The sequence below is a fragment of the Allorhodopirellula solitaria genome (assembly GCF_007859855.1).
In the GTDB taxonomy this organism is placed as follows: Bacteria; Planctomycetota; Planctomycetia; order Pirellulales; family Pirellulaceae; genus Rhodopirellula; species Rhodopirellula solitaria.
Genome location: NZ_SJPK01000002.1, coordinates 440284 through 457637, shown reverse-complemented (window position 1 = coordinate 457637; position 17354 = coordinate 440284). Strand labels below are relative to the sequence as shown.

Below are 17354 nucleotides of genomic sequence, written 5' to 3'. Positions count from 1 at the left end.
GCGGGCTTGCCCCGCATCAGAGCAAAGTTTGTCGGCTTGGTTTCCTGTCCGACAAGCTGACAGGGGAACGTGTGTCGATACCACGGTATTCTAATTTCAAAACGTCGCTTCGGCGTGTGACAAGCACACGGGGGAGCAAACTTGTGGGTAATCAGTAGCACGTCTCACTCACGTGAACGCGGCGGAGTTAGCTGCCCCGTTCGTGTTCATCGGCGCGGCGACCGAGGTTGCCGTAGCGATGATAGTCATGGCTGATGGACTGCTCGTTGAGATACCGTAGCGATTCGATCCGCGCATCGCGTAAGACGGGCTCATCGACGATCGTAACGAACCGCCTCGCACATGCTTTTCGAATCGGCCCCACGGGTAGCGGGCAGACACAGCGAAGCCGACTGACGAGGCCGTGATCGATACGACTGACGAGCTGCTCGTCGTTCTCTTCGAGCGGCGAGATCAATCCCGGCAGCCAATCGGCCAATGACTCGAGCATCTCCCGTTCTGGTGCCGGAGCTTGCGGGTCAATCGACAGCGTGAACTGCGCTGACACCGCCGTTGCGGCGGCGACGGCGATCAAGGCGTCGTCACAGATCGGGTGGTTGCTATTGGGGTCGTTGCGGCCGACGCGAATCGTCAATTCCGGCGCGGGCCGATAGCGGCGGAGGTTGTCCTGGCCGACGAGATGGAAGGTATCGTGTTCCTTGCCGAAATCGCTTTGCATTGCCCGCCGACCGCTCGCCACGGTGGCACGGACCTCGGATTTCTGCGTCTCGCTCAGGTTCTTTGTGTGAGGACTGTTTTTAAGCCAATCCAAGAAGGGTTCGAGGTGGGGATGCTCCTCCTCTTTTGTCTGGGCTTTGGAATCATCTGAGCTCGGCTCGGGGAGTGGCTGGCCGTTGGTGATCCGCGCCAGGGCGAGGACATAGTGCGGTCCGCCGGCCTTGAGTCCGGGCCCATAAGCGCTCAGCCCCACGCCGCCGAAGGGTTGCCGCAGCACGATGGCACCAGTGGTCGGACGGTTGACGTAGAGATTGCCGGCCGGCAAGGCTTCTCGCCAGACTTCAATTTCGCGGTCATCAAGCGATTCCAGGCCACTGGTCAAGCCATAGCCGGTCGACCGCACGATCTCGATCGCTTCCTCCAGCCGGGTGAATCGCATCACGCTGAGCACGGGACCAAACAGTTCGGTTGTGTGTGAGAAACTGCCTGGTTTGACATTCCATTTCACGCCGGGACGGTACAGATTTGGATTGCCGTCAACGTGCTCGGGCATGACCAGCCAATACTCATCATCATCGACCTCTCGCATCCCCCGCGTGAGTTCGTCGTTGGGGGGTGAGACCAGCGGCGTGACGGCGGTATGCAGATCCCAGGCGGAGCCCGCATGCAGGCTGCGGACGGCGTCGGCAAGGATCTTTTGGAACGTTTCGTCGTCAAACAACTCATTCTCAAGCAGCAGCAGTGAGGTGGCACTGCATTTCTGACCGCTGTGCCCAAAGGCGGACTGCAGTGCATGTTTGATCGCGAGGTCGCGGTCAGCCAGCGACGTCACGATGGTAGCGTTTTTGCCACCGGTTTCGGCCAGCAGGTGCAGGTCGGGCCGGACCGTGAGCATGCGTTTCGCCGTCGCGGTGCCACCGGTCAGGATCACGGTATCGATGTCTGGGTTGGTAACCAGGGCTTCCTCGGCCACCTCATCGCTGCAGGGTGCAAACTGCAACGCTTCGACAGGCACGCCCGCATCATAAAATGCTTGGCAGGCGATCCAGGCGGGTAGCATCGTTTCGTTGCAAGGCTTGAGGACGACGCAGTTACCTGCGGCGAGAGCAGCGGCAACGCCCCCCACAGCGATTGCCATGGGGAAGTTCCAAGGCGTGATCACCGCGACGACGCCGCGTTCGTGCACCTCGATCTCAGGACGATTGGCCCAGTCCTGCATCGTGAGCGGGTAGAACTCACAGAAATCAATCGCTTCGCTGACTTCCGGATCCGCTTGAGCCACCGTTTTGCCTGCGTCAGCGACCATCGAGCCGATCAGGTCCCCACGTCGTTCACGCAATTTCTGCGCGACATTGCGGAGGATTTCATGACGGGTGTCCAGGGGCGTTTCCGCCCACCCACGCCAGTCGACGACGTGCTTGATCGACTTCAGCAAAGGCTCCAGGGCGGTTGGCTGGACCCGGCACACCACCTTCTCCGGGCGGGAAACGTCATAAGACTTAACGATCGGTGGCTTGTCCGCGTCCTCGACGGGGGGATCACCTGCGAGGACTGGATCGATATCGACAGCACGTTTGTTGCACTGCTTCTTCCATTGTTTCAATAGATCCGAAACCCACTGCGCGTTGACGGGGCTCGACCAATCCGTATCCGGCTCATTGACAAACTTCGTCCAGTGATCGGCAACCGGCGGTTGCACCGGAACGACGTTGCGGTCCTGCGGGTTCCTCGCAGCGGTCGGGACGCTGTCCATTTCTTCGAGCGATTGCGTGAAGGCCGTCGCCAAGTGTTCGAAGGTTTCCGAACCGGGCTGCAGAGCGTAGGAGTGGCGGAGGAAGTTCTCGGGGCCTGTGTTCTCGTCGAGACGGCGGATCAGGTAACAGATCGCATTGAGGAACTCAGTGCGGCGGCAAGCCGGCGCGTAGAGCAACATCGGCACATCACGGTTGGTGATGGCGCGGCGTTGGTGGTTCGCCATGCCCTCGAGCATCTCGAACTGAACGTGCGATCCGCATCCCGCGGCGTCGGTCCAATTCATCGCCAGAGCGACGTCGAACAGATTGTGCGAGGCTACACCGACGCGGAGGTGACCGGCCGCGGCGGCATCGATCAGTTCGCGCAGCATCTTCTTAAAGTTCGCATCGGTGTCGATCTTGGTCTCGTAGGGAGCCATCGGCCAACCGGAAGTGCTGGCATGGACGCGTTCCATCTCCCAGTTTGCACCTTTGACCAACCGAATGGTCAGCGCACTGCCCCCGTTTTCGACGCGTTGTTTCGACCACTCAATGAGATCTCGCATCACGCCGTACGAATCCGGAACGTAGGCCTGCAAGGCGATACCCGCTGCCGTTTTCTCCAACCCGCGGCGGTCGAGAGTTCGCTTGAGAACATCGGCGGTGAGGTAGAGGTCCTTGTACTCCTCCATGTCCAAGTAAACGAACTTGGGTGGGCTGTGGTGATTGGCATTGCGATAGAGCGTGTCGAGCCGATCGGCAACAACATCGATCGTGTGCTCATAGGCGAGCGCCGACACCTGGCTGTAGAGAGTCGTCAGCTTAACGCTCAGGCAATGCACGTCGGGCAGTCGCAGCAGCTGCACATAATGCTGCAGCCTTGCGCGGGCATCGTCTTCGCCCAGCAATGCTTCACCCAACAGGTTTACATTCATCGAGACGCCAGTCTCCTGGCGCTGCTGAAGGTGCTTGACGAGCAACTCGGGCTCGGCGGGCAGGATCACGTTGGCGGTTTCGTGCCGCATCTTCTCCTTGACCAAGGGGACCGCGACGCCAGGCAAGTATTCACCGAAGGACTGGAACCCGCGCAACATCGCTTGCTCGACCGGATTGAAAAACCGCGGGATACCTTGAATATCGAGCAGGAACGTCAGTTGGTCGGCAACGCGAGCGGGGGCGTTGGTCCGAAAGGCTTGATCGGTCATCTCGACGAGCGTTGCCTTGTCCGCGTCGTGACCAATCATGCGGTTCAGCTCCGCCTGCTGGCGACGCTCTTGAGGCGTCTGCAATGCCTGGGCGTCGGCGAGCAACTGTTCGGCAAGTTGGATTGCCGACTCAGCGGCGTCTTTAGATTGTGCGTTCATAGGAGAGATTCTGTCACCATTAGGTGTGAGTAGCGGTGGTCGGGAGGGGTCCGCAGGCAAATATTTGTTTCACGGTACGAATATTGCTACAATATCTAGACTGCTCAAAGGATGTGCAAATCGCGTCCCAATCTATCCTCGACGGAGTTTTGAAGATGAGTATACCGGTTGTTTCCGTGTCGAATTCGGAAATCGTTTCGGGTTCCCTGACATCGTCAGATACGGGTAAGGCGTTGGACGACGCCATCGAGGAGGCATCCGAACTGGTCAAATCCGCCCAAAATGTGGCGATGCCGACGCTCGATGAGCAGATCGCTTATATGCGTCGGCGTTTATTTCGCACTTTGGATCGCCCTGATCGCTGTATCATTGCCATCGACTGCGGATCGTTGAATATTGATCAGATTCATGAGACGACCGACCTTTTTCTGAATGATTCCTCATGTCGAGAAAAGAACAATTTGGTGCTCGCAGTGCCCGCCGACCTGTCCTGTACAGATGCATCTCGGTTCGAATGGGTCCAAACGCTCAAACAGCGTGCCTTTGAAAATGGGTTGGACGGGAAAGTCAGCTGGTTGCTGATCCACCATCCTGACTCGGAACTCGCCGCACTGAAGAGTTTGGTCAATCAGCAACGGGGCCAGTGGTACGGCAGCTGAATTTATTGAGTTCAGAGACTTCGCCGGCGAAACAGCGAGGTTCTTCCCATCGACGTGGGGTACCGGCGGTAATCGCCTCGCTCGACAACCGATCGTTGCCGCCACAGCCGTCGGCGCGGAGAAAGTGATGTATAACAGGGGCCTCGGTTCGTCCCAGTCCCCTCAATTCTCTCGGTTTGCGTGAAACACCAAACGATTACTCTGCGCGTTCGTTACGAAGAATGCGACCCTGGCGGCTTTGTTCACCACTCCAACTATCTGACCTACTTCGAGATCGGTCGTACGGAGTTCTTTCGGTCATCCGGTGGTCGCTACCGGGATATTGAAGCTTCCGGATGGTTCGTCGTCGTAGCGCGGGTGGATTGCCGTTACAAAATGCCGGCGAGATACGACGATGAGATTCAATTGACCACTCGAATCGTGAACGTTACGGCCGCGAAAATCGTTCACGAATACGAGATTCATCGTGACGGCTCGTTACTCGTCGCGGCCACCGTGACGCTCGCCGTCATCGACCGAGAGGGTCGTTTGCAGCGCGTGCCTGAGGCGCTGATTCAATAGGCTGCTACAATGCCACTCACTTTGCTCGCCATTCGTGCCTGACACCTAGGAGTACCCCATGTCCGATCCATCGACATCGCTTAATTCCCGCCGCAACTTTCTAGCGACCGCCTCCCTCGTCGCTGGCGGCTGTCTCGGCAGCAGGTTTGTGACTGCGGAGGAGAACGCTTCATCGGAGCAAGCCTCGCCGTGGCTGCGCAAGACGCTCAAAATGGGAATGATCCGCGTGAAGGGCTCTTGGGACGACAAATTCCAAGCCGCTTTGGATGCGGGGTTCGAAGGCGTCGAGCCGAACACGGGTGACTTAGACGTGAGCGCACTCCGTTCGGCCGCTGAGAAGACGGGGATCATTATCGACGGTACGGTGGGCGGCTATCACTGGTCGGTTACACACACCAACCCCGATCCCAAGATCCGTGAGCAAGCTCAGGAGCATCTCGAAAACTCGCTCCGGCAAACCGCTGCACTGGGCGCGAAGACGATGCTGCTCGTGCCCGGCCACGGCAAAGATGGGAGCCCAGAAGAGGTTCGCTCGCGGGCTTTCGATGCGATTTCTAAAGCACTTCCCCTGGCGGATAAACTCGGTGTTCACATCGTGATTGAGAACGTGTGGAATCACTTTCTTTACGACCACGGTGGCGACGAAAATCAATCTGCAGAGCCTTTGGCGGACTTCATTGCGTCCTTTGGCACCGACACGGTGGGCGTGCAGTTCGACCTGGGCAACCATTGGAAGTACGGCGATGTGGCTGGATGGGTGGAAACGCTCGGTGACCACATTCAGAAACTCGATATCAAAGGTTTCTCGCGAGCCTCCGGTGGTTTCACCGATATCACGCAAGGCGACATCGACTGGGGTTCGGTCCGTCGAGCGCTCGTGAAAATTGACTTTCAGGGTTGGCTCGCCGCTGAGGTGGGTGGCGGTGACGAACAACGATTGAAGAAGGTCGCAGGCCAGATGGAAACGGCGTTGCACTGCAGTCAAACGTTTGCCAGCGTCTCCGCGGAGCTTAAGCAGCCTGCGTGAACGAGTCGATTGAACATGTTTCGGTAATGCCGGACGAGATTGTTGCATGGGTGGGTGAGGCTCATCCGCGCACGATTGTTGACGGTACCTACGGTGGCGGTGGCCACACGCGATTATTGCTCGACGTGCTGCCGAAAGCGACGACGGGCGACGATCCCGCGCCCCTGATTATCGGCATGGACCGTGACCCGGCAGTCTTGGCCCGAGACGATGTTCCGGGCGGGCCGGGAAGTGATCCGCGGATTGAGCTGTTCCTCGGCAGCTACGAAAAATCGCCCGCCGCACTCGCCCATTGCGAGCGTTCCCATGCCGACGCCCTGGTGCTCGACTTGGGCCTGTCCAGCGACCAGCTCGTCGACCGGGAGCGCGGGTTCAGCTTCACGATGGAGGATGCAGAGCTCGACCTGCGATTCGATCCCGAATCGGATATCCCCGCCTACGAATGGCTGGCGTACCGCGGTGAGCGGGAGATCGCCGACACCATCTATCAGTTCGGTGAAGAGCGGTACAGTCGCCGCATTGCCAGGTCGATTTGCCTGCGGGCGCAGGATCGAAATCCGGTGCGGACGGTGGGCGATCTCGTTGAGATCTGTCGACGGTGTGTGCCGCGTAGTAAGAACCACGATATTCACCCCGCGACGCGAACGTTTCAGGCATTGCGGATCGCCGTCAATGATGAGCTCAACATCTTGCAACGGACGCTTGCCTCGGCAGCGGACTGGATCTCGCCGGGCGGACGGATTGCTGCCATCAGCTTTCACTCCCTCGAAGACCGCATCGTCAAGAATGCGTTTCGCGAGGACGAAAGATGGAAAGTGCTGACAAAGAAACCACTGCGTCCTACCGATCAAGAGATCCGAGAAAATCCCCGCAGCCGCAGTGCGAAGCTTCGCGTCGCCGAACGTCTTGGCAGCGAAGACACGCCGGGATAATCCATGTCGTAGTGGAGAAAGCTACGAGTAGTTGATTAACCACCAAACCAATGTGCTTGGTTTCTGTCAGACAAGCTGACAGGGGAACGCACATCGATGCCGCGGTGTTCTAATTTCGAAACGTCGCATTCCGTGTGACAGGCACATGGGGGAGCAAAACTGGGCTCATCCAACGGAAGCGTACGCGGAGCACAGGGGAAGGTTTTTCCAGGAATGGCTCTCGCATCCAATGACCTTGCAAAAATGCGTCCCTGACGAACGAGTATCCGCCAGGGACCGGCAACACCATTGGCGTACCATCGACCGGGATGTCCCGTGCCAAGCCAGCACCTCAGCAGAGCTCACCGCAGAGAACGCGGTCCCGAATCACTCGCGTGAGTGACTCGCCAGCCATCAGCCGGGTCGGGGAGGTCGAATGACTCGAGGTAGTCGCGCTGACGCAGTTCTAGCCACACAAGAGTTTCTTCAGCGAGATGGCGTTGGACGGGTGAGAGCAGCGAGAGCCGAATCGCCCGTGTGATCCGCTGCTTGGCAAGATCGAAGTCTTGACGAGCCGCTGCAGCGATCGACGCATTGATCCAGGCTGCGGTCTGGAGAGGATACCGCTCGAGAGTCTGCAACCAAACATCTTCGGCGGCAGGCCAGTTCCCCAGTGCCGCCAGATCGTTGCCGCGGCGGACGGCGGCGCTGCCGAGTGTCACGTAGGAATTCGCTAGCTCCACATTTTGACGGACGACGGATTCGTGAATCAAACCGAGCGTCTCGCGAGCCATCGCTCGATGCAGTCGCAGGGTCGGGTCAGGTACCGCCATCAGTTCAGGATACCGCCTTTGCAGAGACGTTTGGTCGACGGTGATCGGCAGGCCATGAGTCCCGGCTGCGGCATCGAGGCCGACGAGCTGCCAGACGACGCTGAGCTGTTGATCCGAATGCGAACGCCCCGTCGCATGCATGATTTCGCCCCGCAACAGGTACCGGACTCCCGAGCGGCGGGCGGCGGCCGCAATCGCGAGGTCACTCGGGGCCTGATCCCGATTGGAGACGAGCTGAATCGTCGCTCGCGACTCCAACTCGTCGGGAAGTAGCACAGTGAATGCGTCGCTCGCGGCCGCCCCCGAGGATCGGTCACCGCCAGCGGAAGGCTTGGCTCCTGCTAGCAATTCCTCGCGGATAGCAGCGGCGGTATCCGCCGGGCCAGCGATGTCCATCAAGACGAGTTTTTCGCCGTCCATCGATCGCAATTGCGGCGGCTGCCACAAATGGATGGGCGCGTGACTACGGCACCCCAGATTCGAGCTGACCGCGCCCCACACGACCGCGCAGCAAGCCATTGGCAGGCATCGTCGTACCCACCCAGCACGGCAGCCGCGTCGAATGAGGGAAACGCAATACATGGAGGCTACACTTACGAAGGTCGGCGAGAGCGGAAATCGGACAAATCGTGAAAAGTCCGACGGTAGTCAAACATTGGGGTTGCTGACAAGCTATCTTGTTGAGCCTCCCTGAAATTGGGAGGCCGAGCGTCTCGCCGGCTTCGTTTTCGCTAAGTCGACGGTGCCGATGGGTTCCCGTCTCGCTTCCCGAGACAAAATCCACGCTGTCGATTCTGTCGAAACCCGCCTCAATCCAAAGGAATTCACCTACCATGGCCTCGTTGTTCGTGATTCGAGGACGCGATCAGGGCAAGCATTTCCCGCTCTCAACGCCCGTGCAGCGGTTGGGCCGGGACTCAACCAACGACATCCAGTTGCTCGACAATGAGGCTTCCCGTGGTCACGCCGAAGTCCGCTGCGATGTCGCTGCAGGTCGCTATGAACTGATTGATCTCGGTAGCAGTAACGGCACGCACGTCAACGGCGACCGGATCTCGCGGCAGGAACTCATCAGCGGGGACCGGATTGAAATTGGCGGTACCCTGCTGATCTTCACCGGCACGGGGAAAGCCTCGGCGATGGATGCCGCTCACGGGGTGGATATTGTCAGACAGGTCCAGGGCGGCGACGCCAGTCGCATCGTTTCGTCTTTTTCGCGTGATCGGTTCTCCATCAGGCAGGGGGGGCCCGGTCAACCCTCGAGCGACGGGAGCGACCCGGGTTCGGAACACCCGGTCCCACCGGCGAAGCAAGACGATCAGGCGCCAGCCCACTTTCTCGATACCGACCAGTCACTCGAAGTGATGTACCTGACGGCATTGGCGGTAGGGCGCACCGATGACCTCAACGAAGTCCTCGATCGTGTCTTGAAGCTGATCTTTGATTGGGTGGAAGCCGACCGCGGCTGCGTGATGCTGCGAGACCCCGAAACCAAACGGTTGACACCGGCGGCACGATGCGACCGCGATTCCCATGGAACGTCCTCGGTGAACCTCAACAAGCGGTCGAAACCACCAGGCCGGATCACGATCAGTCACACCATTTTGGATTACGTCCTGCAGCACCAAGAAGGGGTGCGGACCAGCGATGCGATCGATGATGAGCGATTCGAGCGGGCGGCATCCATCGTCCAGGGCGGAGTCCGCGAAGCCCTCTGCGTGCCACTGCAAGGCCGCTACGACGTCGTTGGCGCTTTGTATGTCGACACCTATACATCGCCGGGCGAGTGGATCGAGAAAAAAGGGGCTACCCGATTCCACGATGAACACCTCAAATTGATCACTGCGATCGGACATCAAGCCGCCCTGGCGATCGAGGATACGTTCTACTACTCCGCTCTACTGCAGGGCGAACGACTCGCAGCGATGGGGCAAACGATCGCCACCCTGTCGCACCATATCAAGAACATTCTGCAAGGCGTGCGTGGCGGTAGCTACCTGATCGAATCAGGCCTCGCCAAGAACGAGACCGAAACGATTCGCCGGGGATGGGCCATCGTCGATCGCAACCAGGAACGCATCAGCAACCTCGTGCTCGACATGCTGACGTTCTCGAAGGAACGGGAACCGCAGCGAGTTGAGGCTGACCTCAACGATACGATCGGGGACGTGATCGACTTGATGCAAGGCCGCGCCGACGAGGCGGGAATCGAACTGAGGTTCCAATTGGACGAACATCTGCCGTTGGCGAGTTTCGATCCCGATGCCTTCCACCGCGCTCTGCTCAATTTGATTACCAACGCTCTCGATGCCGCTCAGTCCACGGTCCGAGTCACCAGTGGTTTCGACGCCTCCGTGGGTTGGGTCATCGATGTCGAAGACGATGGCGATGGGGTTCCTGAGGACGAGCAAGCGCGAATCTTTTCGCTCTTTGAATCCAAAAAAGGGGCTCGCGGTACCGGTCTCGGATTGCCGGTAACGGCTAAGATCATGCAGGAGCACGGGGGCAGCGTCGAGGTCTCGAGCACCAACCAAGGTGGCGCTCGCTTCCGCATGATCCTGCCCACCGTGGCTACTGAGATCAACGAATTGAGTGTTCACGATACTCAAATTTGAGCCCGGCGGCGGCTTCCTCTGGGATCGCCCGACACCAGCCTTTGAGATCGCCCCATACCAGCGTCGTTCACCCCGGTGGAGGCTGCTGTACCGAAGGCATTTTAGGTGACTTCCAGTGACCTGAATCAATCGCCAGATCCTCGACTTCCTTGCCGCCTGCGGATTGCCTCAGCAACAAATAGATACCGCCGAACATCGACCACAGCAGCATGACCGCGATCACGCTGGGCAGGATCGAGAGGCAAGCCAATAGCGATGTGTTGACCGGATCGACCGATAGGGCCACGCCGCGCCCCACCTGAGCCAATCCAGCGTAGGCCCACACGATCACCAGGGAAATGACTGCGGCGACGAGAACGAGCAGTGCCAGCTGTGGCAATCGACGGAGGGTGTACTCGTATCCACGGCTGAGCGAATCGATGGGATCTGCGTCGGGTTCGATCATCGCTGCAGCCAGCCCGAGGGGAACAGCTAACTTGCCCGCAAAGATCAATAGCGCAGCGACGACTGTCGCCGGCAACACAATCGGGAGACTAAGCCAGGTCGCCCAAGTGGAATGCTCCGATGAGCCACCGATCGCAACAGCGCTCCAGGTCGCTCCCCAAGCGATCAGCCAAAACGACGCAGCTACTACCGTGGGCAACAATACGATGACAGGGGCACCGCGCAATCGCTGCCCGACTGCGCGAAAGGTAGATAGATAAGATGGAATGTCCCGCCCCGCTGTGAGCAGTGCTCCGACGCGGAGGAGCGCCATCATCGTGGGGATCCAGACCAATACGGTCCATAGCATCATCTTCCAATCCAGCGCGATGCCAAAAGTCCCCAACGGGAACGTCGCCCAAGCGTCACTGGGCATCGTCGCACTCGCTGCCGGCAATAGCTCGCTGGGAACAACAACCCACGCCGGTCCCGGGCCAGCCCCACTGCCACCGAGCCAATCGATGCCCCACATCCAAACCAGTGATACGACGAGGACATGAGTGACCCAAACCGGGCCACCCGCCACACGACAAACGCGGACCAATCGCAGCCATGGGAACACGTCGACCCAGGTGCGAATGCCATCAAATAGTCGCTTTTCAGGACCGTGCACGACGTCGCTGCGACGCGCCGACGATGTCGCTGCCGCGGCTGCCTCAGGCGATCGAGGCTCGGGGGAAGAATCGGTACTCATGGATCTTGCTGGGGAACGAGCGGGAGAGAGATTTCAGCTGGAGCATTTTTTAACGCGTCGATAAGCAAATATTAACCCGGAACGCTAGCGAGAAACCAACCGCGACACGACTCAACGCGGTCTGGGCCGATAGAGTTTTTGGGCAGCAGCACGTGACGACGAAAAAGTCCTATTGAAGAAAATCGTCGATGTCGAAAATATCGCTCAAGCCGTCCTCGTCGCTCTCCGCTTTGCCTGAGTTGGATTGACCGGCTCCTTCTGGTGCAGCCCCTTCTGGTGCAGGCATTTCGGCCGCAGAACCATTCGAGCGGTTGCGAATCCTCGTACTCCACTCGGCCAGCCGACTGTCCGAAAGGCTCGACTCACGTTGAATATCCATCTTGGCAGCTTTCCCAAGACTGGGGATCGTCGCTCGGACGGTGAGTCTGCCGTTGTTTTCGTACTGGAACACCACGTTGACTTGGGTGCCCTCAGGCAACCCTGGCGGCAGCCCACGAATCACGCACTTGCCGATCGCTGTCGAATGATTCCCCCCCGCATCGCCACCTTCGACGACTCGGACAGCCACGCTGGTCTGCCCGTCCGTGGCCGTTGTGAACGCGGCACCGTGTTTGGCGGGCAGCGCTGTGTTACGCCTCAGCAATACCTTATTGCGCTGCATCCCTGTCGCTTTTTCCAGTCCCAGGACGCCGAGGTCGTGCGAATTGACATTGGTAATTTCGACGTTGTCCAGCTGGAGCCGCGGTTGGCTACCTTCGGTTCGGCGGATTAAATTCGCATAGATCGCAGCGCCGTGAGCGACCGCCTCGTCAGCCGCCAGACTGTGGTCGACGCGCATCCCGCTCTCGTTCTCTAGCATTTCGGTAACAGCTGGCATTCGCGTGGACCCGCCGACCAACAAGATGCGTGTCACATCTGCCCATTTCAAACCCGCGTCTCGAACCACCTTCGACGTCGTGAAACGTGTCCGTTCCAGCAGGCTCGCTGTCATCTGCTCAAAGGCTTTCCGCGTCAGCGGTACGCTGAGCGATTCGCCTCCGTGCTCGAAGTGAATCGGCACTTTCTCCCGTGACGATAAAGAGCGTTTGGCATCCTCGGCCTCACTCAGCAATCGTTGTTCTCCCAAGGCTGTGTCGCTGGGGTCGACCAAGTGCTCGACAAAGAAGTCTGCCGAAATCTGATCTGCGATTTTCTGATCCCAATCGACACCGCCGAGTTGAAAATCACCGTCGGTTGCGAGGACTCGGAAGCGGTTGGTTTCGACGCGGACAACGGAGACGTCAAAGGTGCCTCCACCAAGGTCATAAACGAGAATAGTCTCCTCCGATTTCGCCTCGCCACCAGCATCGAGAAACCCCTCCTCGACGCCGAATGCAATCGCTGCGGCGGTCGGCTCGTTGATGATATCGAGCACGTTGAGTCCAGCGAGCCGACCGGCGTCCTGCGTCGCTCGGCGTTTCGGTTCGCTGAAGTAGGCCGGCACGGTAATCACTGCATCGACGACCGGCCCGACTTTGAGCTGAGCGTCCTCTTTGAGTTTCTCCAAAATGAGAGACTGAATCACTTCCGGTGGGTACTGTTCGCCGTCAAACGCCTTCCAAAATGCGGGCTTGCCAATTTCACGTTTTACACAGCGAGCGATCATCTCGGGTTGAACAAACGCCGCCTTGACGGCTTCCTTTCCCACCACGCAGGCGTCCGTGTCGAAGAACACAACGCTCGGTGTCACCAGATCACCGTCGGCATTCGGTAGGGTCCGAGGAACGCCACGAGAATTGACCTGAGCGACACAGCTAAAAGTGGTGCCGAGATCAATGCCAAGCGGTGCGGCTGGCGCGATCGGTTCCGCTTTTCCCCTGGAACGATTCTGCTTTTCGCTGGGCACTATTCCCGTCCCCATTCGATAACGAAGTAAAAACGGGTCGGTGGGTAATCATGCCACAATGATGTATCCGGCGCAATGGCCGCGAACACTTCTCTCTGATAGGTAGACGGCTGGCGGTTTCTAGTATCCCATAAAAAGAAGTCTTGGCGTTGATTGAGTGCATCGTACCAGACGCCATCGCGTTTTATGAGCCCGAGCATCAGCGGCAATTCGCCATGGGCCACCAAGAAGTCGTGTTCCGCTTGACTGCGTACGACAACGGGTCGGCCGCCAGCCTGCAGTGCGATTTTGACAGCCTTGGATTGCTGCACCCGCTCTTCTGAAAACAGGTACCAGTTTCCATTGAAATACTTCGCAGCGGGCGGCACGCCGCGCGGCCGCTTGGGCTCACCCTGTTCCGCATTGGGCGTTCTTCGCAATGTGACTTCGGCTGCTGATTCAATCCGAGACTCCGCCGCGACCTTGGCCAGCCCTGAGAGACCATGAGCGATCGCGCGGCGGTACAGATCAACGGCCCGTTGTCGACTCGTTCGCTTCACCATCTGCTGGGCGCCGCGTGTCTCGGCTATCTCCCACCATCTGTCGGCGACACCTGCCATTTCGGTGGCGTTGGGTGGCGGCTGCAGCTCCGCGGTCGCAAGTTCCCTCAAGACCGGATCGTCGCCTCGGCTGAGATACTGCAATCCCTCGTGCCACTGGGTTTTTCCAAAGAACAGAAACCGGCCGAGAAACTCATTAGCTTTGGCGTTGTCGGGTTCGCTAGCAATTCGCTGGCGAGCTAAAACAGCGGTGGGATGCTGGCTTTCTAAAGTTTCAATCTCATCCATCCACTGAGCGAACTTTTTGGACGATTCACTGTTGCGCAGATCGCGTGAGATCTTTTTACAAATCACGCACAAATCACCGGCGGATTGGTAGTCGTCCCGCATGATGGCGGCGTCGATCAACTCTTCCGCTTTATCGGCCATCGCCACCCGGTCAAGTGGGCGAAAGAGGACCGGTTCGAGACGCTGCATTACTTCCAAACGCTGCTCGATCGCAGAGATTGCAAAGTCGTTTTGCATTTGATCAATTGCCGACATTGCCCCTCGGAAGTCTCCCGCCTCGACGGAGGTTTCAAGGGCAGTGCGCTGCATGGCATAGCGTTTGGTGGGCGAATCCGTTTCTTGAGCGAGGTCGAGAATCGTCTTCCCTAGCAACTGTTTCTCGTAGGGTGTTTGAGCCGCTTGGAACCTATCGGAGAACAACCGCTCGATCTCCGCGACGGCTTCGTTGAGAGGTTCGCCTTCAGGAACAGGCAAACGCGAGTCAGTCTGCACACGATCGGTTTCCCCCTCTTCGATCAGCGGACTCTGCTCGGGAACTGCTTCCGGAGCTTCCGAGGGAGTCGCCATCGTGCGAAACCCCTCGAGTCGCTCGCGTTCTTCTGGAGAAAACTCTCGCTTGGGCTGCTGGCTATCACTCTGCGGTACACTGCCGCCGGCCATCGGCGTCGAGACCGGTTCGACACTCTGAGGAAGATCAGCCGAACGGGACAACGATCTGCTCGGTAAGGGTTGTGAGCGTCCTGACTCAGCCTGTGCGATCGTCGACCAGGCAGCGGACTCTTCGCGAGAAGTGTCCATGGCAAGGGCGCTATCGTCAGGCAACGGTGGTGCCTCGGCGCTTTGGGTTGCAGCCAACTCGGTGCCCGATCTGTTCGGGGGATCGGCCCGTCGTACCACCATCATCCAGACCACCCCGATAACTGTGGTCGACACAATCGTGCCGAGCAGCCAAGAGAGTCCGCCCGCTTGCGTTTTTCTCGCTCGCCGACGCTGTTGCTTTTCAGGTCGGTCGACAAGTACGACGGGGTTTTGCCGCTTCGGTGCGGGTGTGGTCGCGACGGACGTTTGCTGCGGGACGACGCTGTCGGAAACGACCTGCCGCTGCGATTGGGCGAACCGCAACTGTTCGTCGTACTCGCTCTTTTTCTGTGGGTTCAGCAGTCGTAATCTCGCCTCGGAGACTTCGTTCAAGAGTCGCTCAGCACTCTCGGCGTGCTCACCATTGCAGCAGTTCTGCAGGTAACCCATCTGCTTGTTCGCTGCCGCATCGATGACATCGCGGTCCGCCTCAAAGCTCTCCAGACCGAGCAACCGATAAAACGTTGGCGGCTGATCCCGTTTCGGTATTCCGAGAAGTTTGTGATAGGGATCGAAGGATTCGATCATCAGTCGTAGCCTCCGGTCGCGACGCCTGAAATGGAAAATGGGAGAGATGATGGACGGAACTGTCCTCCTTTAACAGCCTGGATGGTGGCATTCTATTTCCCTGCAAGGGGGCCTGCAACCACGCGCAGGGGACTGCGTAGCGACGAGAGAGGCTGGATCCCTGGGCCAACCAAGCTGGACGCGAGGGCTGGCGTGACGGCAAAACTCTGTCCTCACGGCCGCCCCAAGCGTCGTTTGCGTAGTCAGGCACGAACCAGGATAGGGCGATTCAGCCGATCAACTCGGAAACACGATCGATCACCGCAGTGGGGCGTGCCCAGAGCAGTTCGGCCCTGCTTGAGCGACGCTGGCGATGCCGAATGTCATGCCGCAATGGCCCTTCTGCCCCTCCTCGATATCAATTCGCCAGTCACCGACTTTCACCCCGTTTTCGTCAACGGTTGTTCCCGCCATGTCGAATACGACGAGCCTAGTCATGGTAGATTTCCTCGAGATGGTGTTTTGTGAATCCTGGGCTGCTCGTCATCCCTTTGCCACCAATTCCGGTGACGATGTGAGCCTTTGGCAATGGCGATTGAACATGGATTCCGGCGGGATGAGACGCCTGACTGTAGGTGCCATACCAAGCTGCATCGACGTTCCATTGAGGGAGATCGATGATCCGCCGCGCCTCGTCGAGAATGCATTCATTGATATCAGCACGAATGTCAAAGTTCAGTGCCTGGGGATCGTTCGCGGGGGCGTACTCGTGCGAGTCTCCCAGGATGATCGACCCGTCGATTTCTTGTTTGAACAAGACATGAATGCCCCACCGACGCGCGGCGTCTTCCGAGCTTTCCTTGCCTTTGATTTCATCCCAAGAGGGGCACTGAGAAAAGCTCTCATATCGCCGAATCGAGCGTCCTGTCAACAGATTGCCTGGTAGCGAAGCTTTCCGTTGCGGGCTGAGTCGAATCATTTGAAGTTTGCAGATTTCAATATCGCTGCAGCGGAACCGCTCGGGAAACAGCGTCTGCAACTCGCTTCCGCAGCAAACGATCACGCGTGAGGCGGTCAGGATCTCTCCGGCAGAGGTCTCCACGGCAACGCCGCCACCGTCAAGGGACTCGACTCGTCGAACCTGCGTCTGAAAGTGTGCAGTGAAATTGTCGAACGTGGCCATGTAACGATGAAGTTGATGGATCATCTGCTGCGGGTTAACCGAAATCTCCTCCGGGAAAAACAATCCTCCTCGACAGTATCCACGCTGGAGCGGCGAACAATGCCCGAGACAAGCCTCCGCTGTCCAACGTTGCGACGCATATCCCGATGCGGCGTTGATCTCATGCAATTCCTCTATCAAAGTGCATTCTTCTTCGTCCGAGGCGATGTAGAGACTGCCTTCCTGACGAACCGAGATGTCCCACTTCGCCTGAATCTCTCGATAGATTTCCAAGCTTTGGCGACCGAACTGCTGCCAAGTTCGATCGAGCCCCGATGGAACAATCTGACCAAAATTACGAACAGTGGCGCCAACCGGTTTGCCGTGGCGTTCAACCAGGCTCACGTTCAGACCTCGCTGCAAAGCATGATAGGCATAGAAGCTACCCAGCACGCCCGCACCGATCACTAACAGGTCGCAGTGACGGCAATCACTCGCCTTATTATTCATTGGAGATC

Annotated in this window: 12 protein-coding genes; 5 read left to right on the top strand and 7 right to left on the bottom strand. The window is 58.5% G+C overall.

All coding sequences use genetic code 11. The annotated features are described in order from the left end of the window. Positions 1-187: 187 nt before the first annotated feature. Positions 188-3814 (bottom strand): proline dehydrogenase family protein, encoded by a 3627-nt coding sequence (locus CA85_RS05015; RefSeq protein WP_146390196.1) that lies wholly within the window; start codon positions 3812-3814, stop codon positions 188-190. A gap of 155 nt (positions 3815-3969) precedes the next feature. Here CA85_RS05015 and CA85_RS05010 point away from each other — a divergent pair, with 155 nt between their 5' ends. The 4 genes from CA85_RS05010 (at position 3970) to rsmH (ending at position 6993) form a co-directional block, all read left to right on the top strand. Continuing rightward, positions 3970-4473 (top strand): hypothetical protein, encoded by a 504-nt coding sequence (locus CA85_RS05010; protein ID WP_146390195.1) that lies wholly within the window; start codon positions 3970-3972, stop codon positions 4471-4473. A gap of 180 nt (positions 4474-4653) precedes the next feature. After that, positions 4654-5034, top strand: a complete 381-nt coding sequence (locus tag CA85_RS05005; RefSeq protein WP_146390194.1) for an acyl-CoA thioesterase — start codon at positions 4654-4656, stop codon at positions 5032-5034. Between the two features lie 58 nt (positions 5035-5092). Beyond that, on the top strand, positions 5093-6061 hold the full coding sequence (locus CA85_RS05000; protein WP_146390193.1) for a sugar phosphate isomerase/epimerase family protein: 969 nt from the start codon (positions 5093-5095) through the stop codon (positions 6059-6061). Beyond that, positions 6058-6993 carry a 16S rRNA (cytosine(1402)-N(4))-methyltransferase RsmH gene (gene rsmH, locus CA85_RS04995; protein WP_315852698.1) on the top strand — a complete coding sequence of 312 codons (936 nt, stop codon included), beginning with the start codon at positions 6058-6060 and terminating at the stop codon, positions 6991-6993. Before CA85_RS05000 ends, rsmH begins: the two co-directional genes overlap by 4 nt. 341 nt (positions 6994-7334) lie before the next feature. Here rsmH and CA85_RS04990 read toward each other — a convergent pair whose 3' ends face one another. Further along, positions 7335-8225 carry a tetratricopeptide repeat protein gene (locus CA85_RS04990; RefSeq protein ID WP_146390192.1) on the bottom strand — a complete coding sequence of 297 codons (891 nt, stop codon included), beginning with the start codon at positions 8223-8225 and terminating at the stop codon, positions 7335-7337. A 413-nt stretch (positions 8226-8638) separates the two neighbouring features. On the opposite strand from CA85_RS04990, the gene CA85_RS04985 reads away from it, so the two are divergent. Next, positions 8639-10420 carry an ATP-binding protein gene (locus CA85_RS04985; RefSeq protein ID WP_146390191.1) on the top strand — a complete coding sequence of 594 codons (1782 nt, stop codon included), beginning with the start codon at positions 8639-8641 and terminating at the stop codon, positions 10418-10420. A 67-nt stretch (positions 10421-10487) separates the two neighbouring features. On the opposite strand, the gene CA85_RS04980 is transcribed toward CA85_RS04985, so the two are convergent. The 5 genes from CA85_RS04980 to CA85_RS04960 all read right to left on the bottom strand — a co-directional run bounded on the left by CA85_RS04980 (position 10488) and on the right by CA85_RS04960 (position 17346). After that, positions 10488-11597 (bottom strand): hypothetical protein, encoded by a 1110-nt coding sequence (locus CA85_RS04980; protein WP_146390190.1) that lies wholly within the window; start codon positions 11595-11597, stop codon positions 10488-10490. 169 nt (positions 11598-11766) lie between these two features. Continuing rightward, complete coding sequence (locus CA85_RS04975) at positions 11767-13482, bottom strand: Hsp70 family protein (protein WP_186774751.1); 1716 nt, start codon at positions 13480-13482, stop codon at positions 11767-11769. Next, complete coding sequence (locus CA85_RS04970) at positions 13482-15695, bottom strand: C-type lectin domain-containing protein (RefSeq protein ID WP_146390188.1); 2214 nt, start codon at positions 15693-15695, stop codon at positions 13482-13484. Before CA85_RS04970 ends, CA85_RS04975 begins: the two co-directional genes overlap by 1 nt. Before the next feature lie 297 nt (positions 15696-15992). Further along, positions 15993-16172, bottom strand: coding sequence for a hypothetical protein (locus tag CA85_RS04965; protein WP_146390187.1), 180 nt, complete (start codon positions 16170-16172; stop codon positions 15993-15995). After that, complete coding sequence (locus tag CA85_RS04960) at positions 16165-17346, bottom strand: TIGR03364 family FAD-dependent oxidoreductase (protein WP_146390186.1); 1182 nt, start codon at positions 17344-17346, stop codon at positions 16165-16167. Before CA85_RS04960 ends, CA85_RS04965 begins: the two co-directional genes overlap by 8 nt. Positions 17347-17354 lie beyond the last annotated feature (8 nt).

Bases quoted from the DNA above. Each gene is read 5' to 3' on its own strand.
- CA85_RS05000 (WP_146390193.1), top strand. From the start codon at position 5,093: ATGTCCGATCCATCGACATCGCTTAATTCCCGCCGCAACTTTCTAGCG.
- CA85_RS04985 (WP_146390191.1), top strand. From the start codon at position 8,639: ATGGCCTCGTTGTTCGTGATTCGAGGACGCGATCAGGGCAAGCATTTC.
- CA85_RS04980 (WP_146390190.1), bottom strand. From the start codon at position 11,597: ATGAGTACCGATTCTTCCCCCGAGCCTCGATCGCCTGAGGCAGCCGCG.
- CA85_RS04990 (WP_146390192.1), bottom strand. From the start codon at position 8,225: ATGGACGGCGAAAAACTCGTCTTGATGGACATCGCTGGCCCGGCGGAT.
- CA85_RS05010 (WP_146390195.1), top strand. From the start codon at position 3,970: ATGAGTATACCGGTTGTTTCCGTGTCGAATTCGGAAATCGTTTCGGGT.
- CA85_RS05015 (WP_146390196.1), bottom strand. From the start codon at position 3,814: ATGAACGCACAATCTAAAGACGCCGCTGAGTCGGCAATCCAACTTGCC.
- CA85_RS04960 (WP_146390186.1), bottom strand. From the start codon at position 17,346: ATGAATAATAAGGCGAGTGATTGCCGTCACTGCGACCTGTTAGTGATC.
- CA85_RS04965 (WP_146390187.1), bottom strand. From the start codon at position 16,172: ATGACTAGGCTCGTCGTATTCGACATGGCGGGAACAACCGTTGACGAA.
- CA85_RS04970 (WP_146390188.1), bottom strand. From the start codon at position 15,695: ATGATCGAATCCTTCGATCCCTATCACAAACTTCTCGGAATACCGAAA.